Consider the following 14,260-nt stretch of genomic DNA (forward strand, 5'->3'; position numbering starts at 1 on the left):
GTCAGTTTCATCTCAAGTATTTTAAAGTAGCTGCTTTCTATGAAAAATGAACCTGACCTTAAGAAATGCCTTCTATGCAAAACAAGCAAGCTAAATCTTGCATTTTTTGTTATAATGAGTGTATTAACTTTTAAGGAGCAATCTTGCAAGGAAAAATCATTAAGGCTCTAGCTGGCTTTTATTATGTAGAGTCGGACGGACAGGTTTATCAAACTAGAGCGCGGGGTAATTTTCGCAAAAAAGGGCAGACACCTTATGTCGGTGACGAAGTCGAATTTTCAGCTGAAAAAGACTCGGAAGGCTATATTTTAAAAATAGCAGAGCGAAAGAACAGTCTCGTGCGGCCGCCGATTGTCAACATTGACCAGGCAGTTGTAATCATGAGCGCGAAAGAGCCAGATTTCAATGCCAATCTGTTAGATCGTTTTCTGGTGCTTTTAGAGCATAAGAGGATTCATCCTATTATCTACATCAGCAAGTTAGACCTGCTTGGAGATGAGCAGAGCTTGGATGTCTATGTACAGGCCTATCAGTCCATCGGCTATGAGGTCATTAAGTCGACTGAGGAATTGCTGCCGCTGCTGACAGGGAAAATCACTGTTTTTATGGGACAGACTGGGGTTGGAAAGTCCACTCTGCTCAATAAAATTGCCCCAGACCTGCAGTTGGAAACAGGAGAGATTTCTGAAAGTCTGGGCCGTGGCCGCCATACGACGCGGGCTGTCAGCTTTTACAATCTAAACGGTGGGAAGATTGCTGATACGCCAGGATTTTCGTCTTTGGATTACGAGGTGAGCACAGCTGAAGATCTCAATCAAGCTTTTCCAGAGATTGCTGAGTTTAGCCAGTCCTGTAAGTTTCGTACTTGCACTCATACTCACGAGCCAGCTTGTGCCGTTAAGCCAGCAGTCGAGTCCGGCCAGATAGCGTCATTCCGCTTTGATAATTACCTGCAGTTTCTCAGCGAGATCAAGAATCGTCGGGAGACCTATAAAAAAGTTGCCAAAAAAAATTCTAAATAAGGAGAAGAACTATGACTTCATTCAAAATTGCCCCTTCAATCTTAAGTGCGGACTATGCTAATTTTGAATCAGAACTGAAAAAGTTAGAAGCAACAGGCGCTGAGTATGCCCATATTGATATTATGGATGGTCATTTTGTACCCAATATCAGCTTTGGGGCTGGGGTTGTTGCCAGTATGCGTCCTCACAGCAAGCTAGTCTTTGATTGCCATCTGATGGTTTCCAATCCTGAACATCATATTGAAGAATTCGCTCGTGCCGGTGCAGATATTATCAGCATCCATGCCGAAGCGACACCTCATATCCACGGAGCACTGCAGAAGATTCGGGCAGCGGGAGTCAAACCTAGTGTTGTGATTAATCCGGGAACACCAGTTGAAGCAGTCAAAAATGTTTTGAATTTGGTTGATCAAGTCCTTGTGATGACAGTTAATCCAGGCTTTGGCGGTCAGGCCTTTCTGCCAGAAACCATGGATAAGATTCGTGAACTGGTCGTTCTGCGCGAAGTCAATCAGCTGAATTTTGATATTGAAGTGGATGGCGGTATTGACGATAAGACCATTGGAATTGCTAAAGAGGCTGGTGCCAATGTTTTCGTGGCTGGCAGCTATGTCTTCAAGGGTGATGTCAATCATCAAGTTCAGACCTTACGGGATGCCCTGCATGACTAAGGTTGCGCTGTTTGCTGGCGGAAGCTTGGAGCATTTTAGCTTGGATTTCGATGTGTTGGTCGGAGTAGACCGTGGGAGCCTCTTTCTGCTTGAGCAAGGAGTTTGTCCTGACTTGGCTGTAGGGGATTTTGACTCTGTGAGCAAGGAAGAATTGCTGCGCATAAAAGATAGGGTCAAGGAAGTCGTTCAGGCCCATCCTGAAAAGGATGATACAGACCTGGAGTTGGCTGTTCTGGCTTGTTTTGAACGGTATCCAGATGCCCGTTTGACCATTTTCGGCGCCTTTGGAGGCCGTCTGGATCATGCCTTGGCCAATGTCTTCCTGCCCAGTAATGAAAAAATTGCACCTTATATGGAGAAGATTTTTCTGGAAGACGAACAGAATCTGCTGACCTATGTTCCCAAGGGGCGCCATGAAATCAAACCAGTAGCTGGCATGCGTTATCTAGCCTTTCTGCCGTCGGATGATGCTGCCTTAACAATTGAGGGCGCCAAATATCCGCTCAATAAAGATAACTTTTTTTTCAAAAAAGTGTATGCTTCTAACGAATTTATAGGTAAGCCCATTTATTTGGACTTTGATAGCGGCTATACAGTCGTCATTTACAGCAAAGACAGGAGCTGATATGGAGTTTATAATCATCCTCATTCTTTTGGGAAATCTAGTGCTGACCTTTCTTTTATGGCAAAAGCTTAGTCAGCAGACCGAGACGCTAAAGCAAGTCTTGGAAAATCAGGCAGATCATCTATCGGATCAGTTGGACTATCGCTTGGAGCAAGAAAGCCAGAAAAAGGAAATGTCTCAGAAAGAGCTGGAATTAGCTCTGGGAGACCGTTTGAGCGAGGTCAGGACAGATTTGCACCGCAACTTGACAGAGCTGCGCTTGGAAATCAGTGACAACCTGACCAAGAATCGGGATAAAACTGACGAGCGTATGCGGCAGATCCAAGAGTCCAACGAAACCCGTCTAGAGCAGATGCGGCAGACTGTTGAAGAGAAACTGGAGAAAACACTTCAGACTCGTCTTCAGACTTCTTTTGAAACTGTTTCTAAGCAATTGGAGTCTGTTAATCGCGGTCTAGGAGAAATGCAGAGTGTTGCCCGAGATGTCGGCACACTGAACAAGGTCCTTTCCAACACCAAGACACGAGGGATTCTAGGGGAGCTTCAGCTAGGCCAGATTATCGAGGACATTATGACGGCCAGTCAGTATGAGCGAGAGTTTGTGACGGTGGCTGGCTCCAGTGAGCGTGTCGAATATGCTATTAAACTGCCGGGACAGACGGAGCATGAATATGTCTATCTGCCCATTGATTCTAAGTTTCCTCTGGCTGATTACTACCGTTTGGAAGATGCTTATGAGTCTGGCAGCAAGGAAGAGATTGAGCTCTATCGCAAGTCTCTCTTAGCAAGTGTTAAACGTTTTGCCAAGGATATTAAAAGTAAATATCTGGCACCGCCGGCTACGACCAACTTTGGTATCATGTTTCTGCCTACGGAAGGTCTCTATTCGGAAGTTGTCCGCAACCCAGCCTTTTTTGACAGTTTGCGGCGGGAGGAGCAGATTGTGGTGGCGGGACCGTCGACCTTATCTGCCTTGCTCAATTCACTGTCTGTCGGCTTTAAAACGCTCAATATCCAAAAAAGTGCGGACGACATAAGCAAGGTTCTGGGTTCTGTCAAATCCGAGTTTAACAAGTTCGGTGGAATTCTGACCAAGGCACAGAAACATTTGCAGCATGCTTCGGGCAATATTGATGAACTATTAACCCGTAGGACAGGAGCTATCGAAAGAACCTTAAGCCATATTGAGCTGTCTGACCAAGACCTCGATTTGAACTTACTTGATTTTTCAGAAGAAAGGGAAAACAATGAAGATTAATCAAATGAAAAAAGATGAACTGTTTGAAGGTTTCTATCTGATCAAGTCAGCAGAAGTCCGTCAGACAAGGGCTGGGAAAAATTATCTGGCTTTCACTTTCCAAGACGATACAGGGGTAATTGAAGGCAAACTCTGGGATGCGCAGCCACATAATGTTGAAGAATTCACTGCTGGCAAGGTCGTGCACATGCAAGGTCGACGGGAAGTCTACAATAACACGCCCCAGGTAAATCAACTGACCCTGCGTCTTCCTAAGGCTGGAGAGCCCAATGATCCAGCGGATTTCAAGGAAAAACCGCCAGTAGACCAGAAAGAAATCCGAGATTATTTATCTCAGATGATTTTTAAGATTGAGAATTCGGTCTGGCAGCGCGTGGTCCGCTCGCTTTATAGCAAGTACGACAAGGAGTTTTATTCTTATCCAGCTGCCAAGACCAATCACCATGCTTTTGAGTCTGGCCTAGCCTTTCATACCGCTACTATGGTCAAGCTGGCAGATGCTATCGGAGACATTTATCCTCAGCTTAATAAAAGCTTGCTCTTTGCTGGGATCATGCTTCATGACTTGGCCAAGGTTATTGAGCTCAGCGGTCCGGAAAATACAGAGTACACCGTGCGAGGCAATCTGATTGGTCACATTGCTTTGATTGATGAAGAATTGACCAAGACCTTGATGGAGCTGAAAATTGATGATAGCAAGGAAGAGGTTATCGTCCTGCGGCATGTGCTTCTCAGTCACCACGGTCTCTTGGAATACGGCAGTCCTGTCCGGCCTAAGATTATGGAGGCAGAAATCCTGCACATGATTGATAATCTGGATGCGGAGATGATGATGATGACTGCTGCCTTAGGACTTGTAGATCCAGGTGAAATGAGCAATAAAATATTCGCTCTTGAAGGCCGTTCCTTCTACAAACCAAAACTTGAACAGTAAAATACGAAAAATGGACATTACTTGGAAAAGAATGTTCGTTTTTTTGTTTCTGTTATGGTATAATGAATAAAATAACTTTAATTGGTGAAAAAATGAAATTAAGAAGAAGTGAGCGTATGGTGGTTATCTCCAATTATTTGATTAACCATCCTTATGAATTAACGAGCTTAAATACATTTGCAGAGAAATACGAATCTGCCAAATCTTCTATTTCAGAAGATATTGTCATTATTAAGCGAGCCTTTGAAGAGATTGAAATTGGGACTATCGAAACGATTACTGGTGCCGGTGGAGGAGTGATTTTCAGCCCATCCATCTCCGATACAGAAGCTAAGACTATTGTACAAGGTCTTTGTGATCAGCTGTCTGAAAGCAATCGGATTCTTCCGGGGGGCTACATTTACCTATCTGATCTGCTCAGTACCCCATCCATTTTGAATAATATCGGACGAATTATTGCCAAGAGCTTTAAAGATCAACAGATTGATGCGGTCATGACAGTTGCGACTAAGGGTGTACCTTTGGCCAATGCAGTAGCCAACGTACTTAATGTACCTTTTGTCATCGTTCGTCGGGATTTAAAGATTACAGAAGGATCGACGGTCAGTGTCAACTACGTATCGGGCTCCAGCGGAGATCGTATTGAAAAGATGTTCTTGTCCAAGCGCAGTCTCAAGGCTGGCAGTCGCGTCTTGATTGTGGATGACTTCCTCAAAGGTGGGGGAACCATTACAGGGATGATTAGCCTCTTATCTGAGTTTGACTCTGAGTTGGCAGGTGTAGCTGTCTTTGCGGACAATGCGCAGGCCAATCGCGATTATCTAGACTATAAATCGCTCTTGAAAGTAACCAATATTGATGTCAAGGCGAATACCATTGATGTGGAAATTGGAAATATATTTGATTAGGGAAAAGGGCGGAGATTATAGATGAAAACAGTTTTAGAAAAGTTTGACCACAGTCCGCTGTGGATTCGTTTAGGAGTATTGTCGATTTTATTTGGGATTCTAATTACTGGCATGATTTTTGTGCAGGGACAGTCTAATTCCAACAGGAATTCTGTTAGTTCAGCTGCCAGCATCGCATCAAGCAGCTCTTCCTTACAACTGTCTTCTGCGCAAAAAGAAGCACAGGAAAAAGAAATTCAGGAAGAGGAGCAAGCAGTTCAGGACGGAGAAGCAGCAGTTAAACAGCTTGAAACCATGCAAACTTTGGAAGATTTGCAGCTAGCTAAGACTGCAGCAGAGAAGGTCAAGGATGCAGCTACTAAGGCTAGATTCCAAAGCCGTATTCATGCAATAGCTGTCCTGATTGACCCAGAAGGGGCTCAGGCTGGTGTTTATGAAAATCCAGCTGCTGCATCAGAAGAAGCAGTAGCTCAGCCGCAGCAATAAGTTGGCAGCAATCTAATAAGCAGAGATAAGCTTAAAATAGAAAAAATGTATTGACACAAAAGTATCGTCGTGCTATAATGATAGACGGTACTTTTTACTTTTGGTCTCTCAAAAGTGTACAGAGACGTGCTGACAAATGTTGCAAAAGTACACGCAGATGGTAGCTGTCACCAAGTGTATCATCACCAAAATTAAAAAAATACAGGAGAATGTAGATGCCTACAATTAACCAATTGGTTCGCAAACCGCGTAAATCAAAAGTAGAAAAATCTAAATCACCAGCTTTGAACGTTGGTTACAACAGCCATAAAAAAGTTCAAACAAACGTATCTTCACCACAAAAACGTGGAGTTGCAACTCGTGTCGGAACTATGACACCTAAAAAACCGAACTCTGCCCTTCGTAAGTTTGCCCGTGTACGTCTGAGCAACTTGATTGAAGTTACAGCTTACATCCCAGGTATCGGACACAACCTGCAAGAGCACAGCGTGGTGCTTCTTCGTGGTGGACGTGTAAAAGACCTTCCAGGGGTACGTTACCATATCGTCCGCGGTGCACTTGATACAGCAGGTGTTACTGATCGTAAACAAGGCCGTTCTAAATACGGTACTAAAAAACCAAAAGCATAAGGAAAGGGGAGAAAGATAAATGAGTCGTAAAAACCAAGCGCCTAAGCGCGAAGTATTGCCAGATCCGCTTTACAATTCAAAATTAGTTACTCGTCTTATCAACCGCGTTATGCTTGATGGTAAGCGTGGTACAGCGGCTTCTATCGTTTACGGAGCTTTTGACCAAATCAAAGAAGCAACTGGAAACGATGCGCTGGAAGTATTTGAAACAGCTATGGAAAACATCATGCCTGTACTTGAAGTTCGTGCTCGCCGTGTCGGTGGTTCAAACTACCAAGTTCCGGTTGAAGTTCGTCCAGAACGTCGTACAACACTTGGACTTCGCTGGTTGGTAACTATTGCTCGTCAACGTGGTGAGCACACAATGGTTGACCGCCTTGCAAAAGAAATCTTGGATGCATCTAACAACACTGGTGCAGCTGTTAAGAAACGTGAAGACACTCACCGTATGGCAGAAGCTAACCGTGCCTTCGCACACTTCCGTTGGTAAGAATAAGATACTAAGGGCGTTAAAAAAGCGACTGAAAATTAGGAAAGTTTATCTATTTTCCGAGCTTTTAGCCCGAGTTCAATTGAGCTCAGTCAGCTCTTAGCTATAATTCAACTGATTGTCTCACAAGTTGAGACCAACAAAAACAAGATAAGCATTGAGAACGGGTAGGTCCTGCCTATCCGTTTTTGCTAAATAATGTTATAATAAACTGTAAAATAAATTAATAGGAGAAATAACCAAATGGCTCGCGAATTTTCACTTGAAAAAACTCGTAATATCGGTATCATGGCCCACGTCGATGCTGGTAAAACAACAACAACTGAGCGTATTCTTTACTACACTGGTAAAATCCACAAAATCGGTGAAACTCACGAAGGTGCGTCACAAATGGACTGGATGGAGCAAGAGCAAGAGCGTGGTATCACTATCACATCTGCTGCGACAACTGCTCAATGGAACAACCACCGTGTAAACATCATCGACACACCAGGACACGTGGACTTTACAATCGAAGTACAACGTTCTCTTCGTGTCTTGGATGGTGCGGTTACCGTTCTTGACTCACAATCAGGTGTTGAGCCTCAAACTGAAACAGTTTGGCGCCAAGCAACTGAGTACGGAGTTCCTCGTATCGTATTTGCTAACAAGATGGACAAGATTGGTGCTGACTTCCTTTACTCAGTAAGCACTTTGCATGATCGTCTTCAAGCAAATGCTCATCCAATCCAATTGCCAATTGGTTCAGAAGATGACTTCCGCGGAATTATCGACTTGATCAAGATGAAGGCTGAAATCTATACTAACGACCTTGGTACAGATATTTTGGAAGAAGATATCCCAGCTGAATACCTTGAGCAAGCTCAAGAATACCGTGAAAAATTGGTGGAAGCAGTTGCGGAAACTGATGAAGACTTGATGATGAAATACCTTGAAGGTGAAGAAATCACTAACGAAGAATTGAAAGCTGGTATCCGTAAAGCGACTATCAACGTTGAATTCTTCCCAGTATTGTGTGGTTCAGCCTTCAAGAACAAAGGTGTTCAATTGATGCTTGATGCAGTTATTGACTACTTGCCAAGCCCACTTGACATCCCAGCAATCAAAGGTATCAACCCAGACACTGAAGAAGAAGAAACTCGTCCTGCATCTGATGAAGAGCCATTTGCAGCTCTTGCCTTCAAGATTATGACTGACCCATTCGTAGGTCGTTTGACTTTCTTCCGTGTTTACTCAGGTGTCTTGAACAGCGGTTCATACGTATTGAACACTTCTAAAGGTAAACGTGAGCGTATCGGACGTATCCTGCAAATGCATGCCAACAGCCGTAACGAAATCGAAACAGTATACGCTGGTGATATCGCTGCTGCCGTAGGTTTGAAAGATACAACTACTGGTGACTCACTGACTGATGAAAAAGCTAAAATCATCCTTGAGTCTATCAACGTTCCAGAACCAGTTATCCAATTGATGGTTGAGCCTAAGTCTAAGGCTGACCAAGACAAGATGGGTATTGCCCTGCAAAAACTGGCTGAAGAAGATCCAACTTTCCGCGTTGAAACAAACGTTGAAACTGGTGAAACAGTTATCTCTGGTATGGGTGAACTTCACTTGGATGTCCTTGTTGACCGTATGCGTCGTGAGTTCAAGGTTGAAGCAAACGTAGGTGCTCCTCAAGTATCTTACCGTGAAACTTTCCGTGCTTCTACTCAAGCTCGTGGATTCTTCAAACGCCAATCTGGTGGTAAAGGTCAATTCGGTGACGTATGGATCGAGTTTACACCAAACGAAGAAGGAAAAGGCTTCGAGTTTGAAAATGCTATCGTCGGTGGTGTGGTTCCACGTGAATTCATTCCAGCGGTAGAAAAAGGTTTGGTTGAGTCAATGGCTAATGGTGTCCTTGCTGGTTACCCAATCGTTGACGTGAAAGCTAAACTTTACGATGGTTCATACCACGATGTCGACTCATCTGAAACAGCCTTCAAGGTTGCTGCATCACTTGCTTTGAAAGAAGCTGCTAAGACTGCACAACCTGCTATCCTTGAGCCAATGATGTTGGTAACAATCACTGTTCCTGAAGAAAACCTCGGTGACGTTATGGGTCACGTAACAGCTCGTCGTGGACGTGTTGATGGTATGGAAGCGCATGGTAACAGCCAAATCGTTCGTGCTTATGTGCCACTTGCTGAAATGTTCGGTTATGCAACAGTTCTTCGTTCAGCATCACAAGGACGCGGTACATTCATGATGGTATTTGACCACTACGAAGATGTACCTAAGTCAGTACAAGAAGAAATCATTAAGAAAAACAAAGGTGAAGCTTAAGCTTTGAGCTGAACCCTGGCACTCGCGTTCGCGGGTGCTTTTTCTATTTTTATAGAACCGTTCCTCAATAAAAAGGGGAAATGATTGATTTTGTAAGTTGTATTTCTACATTTTCAAAAGATACTGCTTTGCTTTTTCAAATCAATGAAAGTCGAAATGAAAGTTAGTGAAAGAATTCATAATACTTGTTAATAACAATGAAATCAGTTGCATTTTACCTCAATTAAGTATATAATAGAAATGTTGAAAGGTGATTTGTAGCAACTCAAGTTACTCTTTTCACATAAAAATTTTTTGATTTTCATAAGGAGGAAATCACGAATGGTAGTTAAAGTTGGTATTAACGGTTTCGGTCGTATCGGTCGTCTTGCTTTCCGTCGTATCCAAAACGTAGAAGGTGTTGAAGTTACTCGCATCAACGACCTTACAGATCCAGTAATGCTTGCACACCTGTTGAAATACGACACAACTCAAGGTCGTTTCGATGGTACTGTTGAAGTTAAAGAAGGTGGATTCGAAGTTAACGGTAAATTCGTTAAAGTTTCTGCTGAACGTGACCCAGAACAAATTGACTGGGCTACTGACGGTGTAGAAATCGTTCTTGAAGCAACTGGTTTCTTTGCTAAGAAAGATGCTGCTGAAAAACACCTTAAAGGTGGTGCTAAGAAAGTTGTTATCACTGCTCCTGGTGGAAATGACGTTAAGACAGTTGTATTTAACACTAACCACGATGTTCTTGACGGTACTGAAACAGTTATCTCAGGTGCTTCATGTACTACAAACTGCTTGGCTCCAATGGCTAAAGCGCTTCAAGACAACTTCGGTGTTGTTGAAGGATTGATGACTACTATCCACGCTTACACTGGTGACCAAATGATCCTTGACGGACCACACCGTGGTGGTGACCTTCGTCGTGCTCGCGCTGGTGCTGCAAACATCGTTCCTAACTCAACTGGTGCTGCTAAAGCTATCGGCTTGGTTATCCCAGAATTGAACGGTAAATTGGACGGATCTGCACAACGCGTTCCAACTCCAACTGGATCAGTTACTGAATTGGTTGCTGTTCTTGAAAAGAACGTAACAGTTGATGAAGTAAACGCAGCTATGAAAGCAGCAGCTAACGAATCATACGGTTACACAGAAGATCCAATCGTATCTTCAGATATCGTAGGTATGTCTTACGGTTCATTGTTCGACGCAACTCAAACTAAAGTTCTTGATGTTGACGGCAAACAATTGGTTAAAGTTGTATCATGGTACGACAACGAAATGTCATACACTGCACAACTTGTACGTACTCTTGAATACTTCGCGAAAATCGCTAAATAATTCAATAGTAGAAGAAAGGGGCTCAATTGAGTCTCTTTTTCTGTGCACTGTTTTGTGAGAATCATCAAAGACAGGGCTATGGGAATGTATAGGTCTATTTCCTAATTTTTATTAGTCCCATGGAAAGTCAGTTCTGATACATTTGTCCATTTTTTTAAATGCTTCAAGGGGCTGTTTTGCGGTAAGAGAAGCTAAGCATACTTTTCTTAAAGAAAACTATACCAATTTCATGCTTGACAAACTAAAAAACTGTGTGTATACTAACTTTATTGGAGTTTTTGGACTCCAAGAAGACTATACCAATTTTTAATAAGAAGGGCTGGTTTCTAAAATATAGGAAATCAGAAGTAACGTTATGTGTGGAATTGTCGGAGTTGTCGGAAATCGCAACGCAACAGATATTTTGATGCAGGGCTTGGAAAAGCTGGAATACCGAGGTTATGACTCAGCTGGAATTTTTGTAACAACAGGGAAAACTTCTAGTCTGATCAAGTCGGTCGGTCGTATCGCTGACCTACATGCTAAAATTGGCATTGATGTTGCTGGGACTGCTGGTATCGGACATACTCGTTGGGCTACTCATGGAAAACCAAGTGAAAACAATGCCCATCCTCATACTTCACAGACCGGCCGTTTTGTCTTGGTTCATAATGGTGTAATTGAGAACTACCTTGATATTAAGAATACTTATCTAGCTGGTCATGACTTCAAGGGGCAGACAGATACAGAGATTGCTGTGCATCTGATTGGCAAATTTGCTGAAGAAGAAGGCTTGTCTCTTTTAGAAGCCTTTAAAAAAGCTCTTCACATTATCCGTGGTTCTTATGCCTTTGCTTTGGTGGACTCAGAAGATGCAGATGTTATCTATGTTGCTAAAAATAAATCACCTCTTCTAGTTGGACTGGGTGATGGCTACAATATGGTCTGTTCAGATGCCATGGCCATGATTCGTGAGACGAATCAGTTTATGGAAATTCATGATCAAGAGCTGGTTATTGTCCGTAAAGACAGTGTGGAAGTACAGGATTATGATGGGAATACTCTGGAGCGTGAAAGCTATACAGCTGAGCTTGACTTGTCCGATATTGGTAAGGGAACTTATCCATACTATATGCTCAAGGAAATCGATGAGCAGCCAACTGTGATGCGTAAGCTAATCAGCGCTTATACAAATGATAAGGGGCAAGTATCAGTAGATGCAGATATTGTCAAGGCTGTTCAGGAAGCTGACCGTCTCTATATCCTTGCAGCTGGAACTTCTTACCATGCTGGCTATGCTTCTAAGCGTATGCTGGAAGAGCTGACGGATACACCTGTTGAACTGGGCATTGCTTCTGAGTGGGGCTATGCCATGCCGCTCCTTAGCAAGAAGCCTCTCTTTATCTTTATCAGCCAATCTGGTGAAACAGCTGACAGCCGTCAGGTCTTAGTCAAGGCGAATCAGATGGGTATTCCAAGTTTGACCGTGACCAATGTTCCAGGTTCTACGCTTTCTCGGGAAGCCAATCATACCATGCTGCTGCATGCAGGTCCTGAGATTGCGGTTGCTTCTACTAAGGCCTATACAGCTCAAATCGCAACCTTGGCCTTCTTGGCTAAAGCTGTTGGCGATGCCAATGCTTCTGAAAAAGCGGCAGCCTTTGACTTGGTTCACGAGCTGTCCATAGTTGCGCAGTCTATTGAGTCCACTTTGTCAGAAAAGGAGTTGATTGACAATAAAGTCCGTGGCCTTCTGGAAACGACCCGCAATGCATTCTATATCGGCCGTGGTCAAGACTACTATGTGGCGATGGAAGCCAGCCTAAAACTCAAAGAAATTTCTTATATCCAGTGTGAAGGTTTCGCGGCTGGTGAGCTCAAACACGGTACGATCTCTCTGATTGAAGACGGGACACCAGTTTTGGCCTTGCTTTCTGATGAAGTCTTGGCTAGTCATACACGAGGCAATATTTCAGAAGTCGTAGCTCGGGGTGCCAAGGTGCTGACTATTGCTGAGGAGAATGTGGGTAAAGAAGGTGACGATATCGTACTCAATCAGGTTCACCCATACCTGTCACCAATCTCTATGGTGGTACCGACACAGCTCATTGCTTACTTTGCAACCTTGCACCGTGGTCTGGATGTAGACAAACCGCGTAATCTGGCTAAGTCTGTCACTGTAGAATAAGCTTTCTAACGAATCTTGATAATAATACTAAGCCTCAGATTTTTCTGGGGCTTTTGGTATGGTATTTTGGTGACGATGCTCTTTGGAAGTCTCTTTCGACCATGGCAAAGCCATGCTGACGACAGTCATCCTATTTCATACAGATGGACAAATAGGATGAGCATCATTTTTGTATATATCACTAATTAGTTATAAAATATTTTTATCTTAAATATCAGGAGGACAAAAACATGGTGGAATTAGGTATTTCTACTTTTGGAGAGACAACGCCGCTGGAGGGGACAGGGCAGACCTATACTCATGATGAGCGGATTCGGCAGCTGGTAGCAGAGATTGAACTGGCAGACAAGGTGGGGCTGGACGTGTATGGTATTGGAGAGCATCACAGGGAGGACTTTGCGGTCTCTACGCCGGAGATTGTGCTGGCGGCTGGTGCAATCAAGACGGAGAAGATTCGCTTGACCAGTGCTGTCAGTGTCCTGTCGAGCTTGGATCCTATCCGAGTCTACCAGCAGTATGCGACTATTGATGCTTTGTCAAATGGCAGAGCAGAGGTCATGGCTGGCCGTGGCTCTTTTATCGAGTCCTTTCCGCTTTTTGGCTATGACTTGAAGGATTATGAAGAGCTTTTTGATGAAAAGCTGGACCTGCTCCTCTATGCTAGTGCCGAGACTCGGCTAAATTGGAAGGGCAAGCTGACGCAGACTATTGACAATCGGGAAGTCTACCCACGGGCGGTGCAAGAAACATTGCCAGTTTGGGTAGCGACGGGGGGCAGTGTCGAGTCCACCATTAAGGTCGCCCAGAAGGGCCTACCTATTGCGTATGCCATTATCGGTGGACAGCCTAAGCGCTTCAAGCCCCTGCTGGATGCGTATCGCCGGATTGGGCAGGAAAGTGGCCACTCAGATGAAAAGTTGAAGATCGCTGCCCACTCTTGGGGCTGGGTCATGGAGGATAATGAGGAGGCGGTCCGGACTTACTTCCATCCGACCAAGCAGGTAGTGGACGCTATCTCTAAGGACCGCCCTCACTGGCGGGAGATGACCTATGAGCAATACCTAGATCAGGTAGGACCAGAGGGGGCCATGTTTGTCGGTAGCCCTGAAAAGGTCGCTCAGAAATTGATCAAGATGATAGAGGAGCTGGGACTGGACCGCTTCATGCTGCATCTGCCGTTGGGATCGCTTCCGCATGAGCAGGTTCTCCAGTCTATCGAACTCTTTGGCACCAAGGTTGCACCGCTCGTGCGGGAGTATTTTGCGGCCAAGGGTAAGTAAGATCGGAGTAGCAGTTTTTTGATAAAAATTACCTATCTCATCCATAGAAAATATATATGGTACTTATCTAAAAAGGGTACAAAAAATAAGGTTATTCAGCAGAGTCTGAAAAGCCTTGAAAAAGCTAGCTTAGTCT

The 14,260-nt window shown here is 44.0% G+C and carries 13 protein-coding genes; all 13 read left to right on the forward strand.

The genetic code is table 11. From position 1 onward, the window contains the following. The first annotated feature begins 143 nt into the window (after window positions 1-143). The 13 genes from rsgA (at window position 144) to FOC72_RS00315 (ending at window position 14,124) form a co-directional block, all read left to right on the forward strand. On the forward strand, window positions 144-1,022 hold the full coding sequence (gene rsgA / locus FOC72_RS00255) for a ribosome small subunit-dependent GTPase A (RefSeq protein ID WP_002893880.1): 879 nt from the start codon (window positions 144-146) through the stop codon (window positions 1,020-1,022). Between the two features lie 11 nt (window positions 1,023-1,033). Further along, a complete protein-coding gene (gene rpe / locus FOC72_RS00260; RefSeq protein WP_002893879.1) occupies window positions 1,034-1,693 on the forward strand; it encodes a ribulose-phosphate 3-epimerase in 660 nt (219 codons plus the stop codon). Beyond that, window positions 1,686-2,318 carry a thiamine diphosphokinase gene (locus FOC72_RS00265; protein WP_002893877.1) on the forward strand — a complete coding sequence of 211 codons (633 nt, stop codon included), beginning with the start codon at window positions 1,686-1,688 and terminating at the stop codon, window positions 2,316-2,318. The genes rpe and FOC72_RS00265 overlap by 8 nt, the downstream gene beginning before the upstream one ends. A 1-nt stretch (window position 2,319) precedes the next feature. Further along, the gene (locus FOC72_RS00270) at window positions 2,320-3,576 is read left to right on the forward strand and encodes a DNA recombination protein RmuC (protein WP_002893875.1); all 1,257 of its coding nucleotides are present in this window, start codon (window positions 2,320-2,322) and stop codon (window positions 3,574-3,576) included. Then, complete coding sequence (locus FOC72_RS00275; protein WP_002893873.1) at window positions 3,566-4,510, forward strand: 3'-5' exoribonuclease YhaM family protein; 945 nt, start codon at window positions 3,566-3,568, stop codon at window positions 4,508-4,510. The genes FOC72_RS00270 and FOC72_RS00275 overlap by 11 nt, the downstream gene beginning before the upstream one ends. 92 nt (window positions 4,511-4,602) lie before the next feature. Next, complete coding sequence (purR, locus tag FOC72_RS00280; protein WP_032905583.1) at window positions 4,603-5,418, forward strand: pur operon repressor; 816 nt, start codon at window positions 4,603-4,605, stop codon at window positions 5,416-5,418. 21 nt (window positions 5,419-5,439) lie between these two features. After that, the gene (locus tag FOC72_RS00285; RefSeq protein WP_002893869.1) at window positions 5,440-5,904 is read left to right on the forward strand and encodes a hypothetical protein; all 465 of its coding nucleotides are present in this window, start codon (window positions 5,440-5,442) and stop codon (window positions 5,902-5,904) included. Between the two features lie 215 nt (window positions 5,905-6,119). Continuing rightward, on the forward strand, window positions 6,120-6,533 hold the full coding sequence (rpsL, locus tag FOC72_RS00290; protein WP_002893867.1) for a 30S ribosomal protein S12: 414 nt from the start codon (window positions 6,120-6,122) through the stop codon (window positions 6,531-6,533). A gap of 19 nt (window positions 6,534-6,552) precedes the next feature. Then, window positions 6,553-7,023 carry a 30S ribosomal protein S7 gene (gene rpsG / locus FOC72_RS00295; protein ID WP_002893865.1) on the forward strand — a complete coding sequence of 157 codons (471 nt, stop codon included), beginning with the start codon at window positions 6,553-6,555 and terminating at the stop codon, window positions 7,021-7,023. A 243-nt stretch (window positions 7,024-7,266) separates the two neighbouring features. Beyond that, a complete protein-coding gene (gene fusA / locus FOC72_RS00300; protein ID WP_002893862.1) occupies window positions 7,267-9,348 on the forward strand; it encodes an elongation factor G in 2,082 nt (693 codons plus the stop codon). Window positions 9,349-9,669: 321 nt separating this feature from the next. Then, complete coding sequence (gene gap, locus FOC72_RS00305; RefSeq protein ID WP_002893859.1) at window positions 9,670-10,677, forward strand: type I glyceraldehyde-3-phosphate dehydrogenase; 1,008 nt, start codon at window positions 9,670-9,672, stop codon at window positions 10,675-10,677. 355 nt (window positions 10,678-11,032) lie between these two features. Further along, window positions 11,033-12,844, forward strand: coding sequence for a glutamine--fructose-6-phosphate transaminase (isomerizing) (gene glmS, locus FOC72_RS00310; protein WP_002893858.1), 1,812 nt, complete (start codon window positions 11,033-11,035; stop codon window positions 12,842-12,844). 230 nt (window positions 12,845-13,074) lie between these two features. Then, the gene (locus FOC72_RS00315) at window positions 13,075-14,124 is read left to right on the forward strand and encodes an LLM class flavin-dependent oxidoreductase (protein ID WP_002893856.1); all 1,050 of its coding nucleotides are present in this window, start codon (window positions 13,075-13,077) and stop codon (window positions 14,122-14,124) included. Window positions 14,125-14,260 lie beyond the last annotated feature (136 nt).

Origin of the sequence: Streptococcus sanguinis, assembly GCF_013343115.1 — a bacterium.
In the GTDB taxonomy this organism is placed as follows: domain Bacteria; phylum Bacillota; class Bacilli; order Lactobacillales; family Streptococcaceae; genus Streptococcus; species Streptococcus sanguinis_H.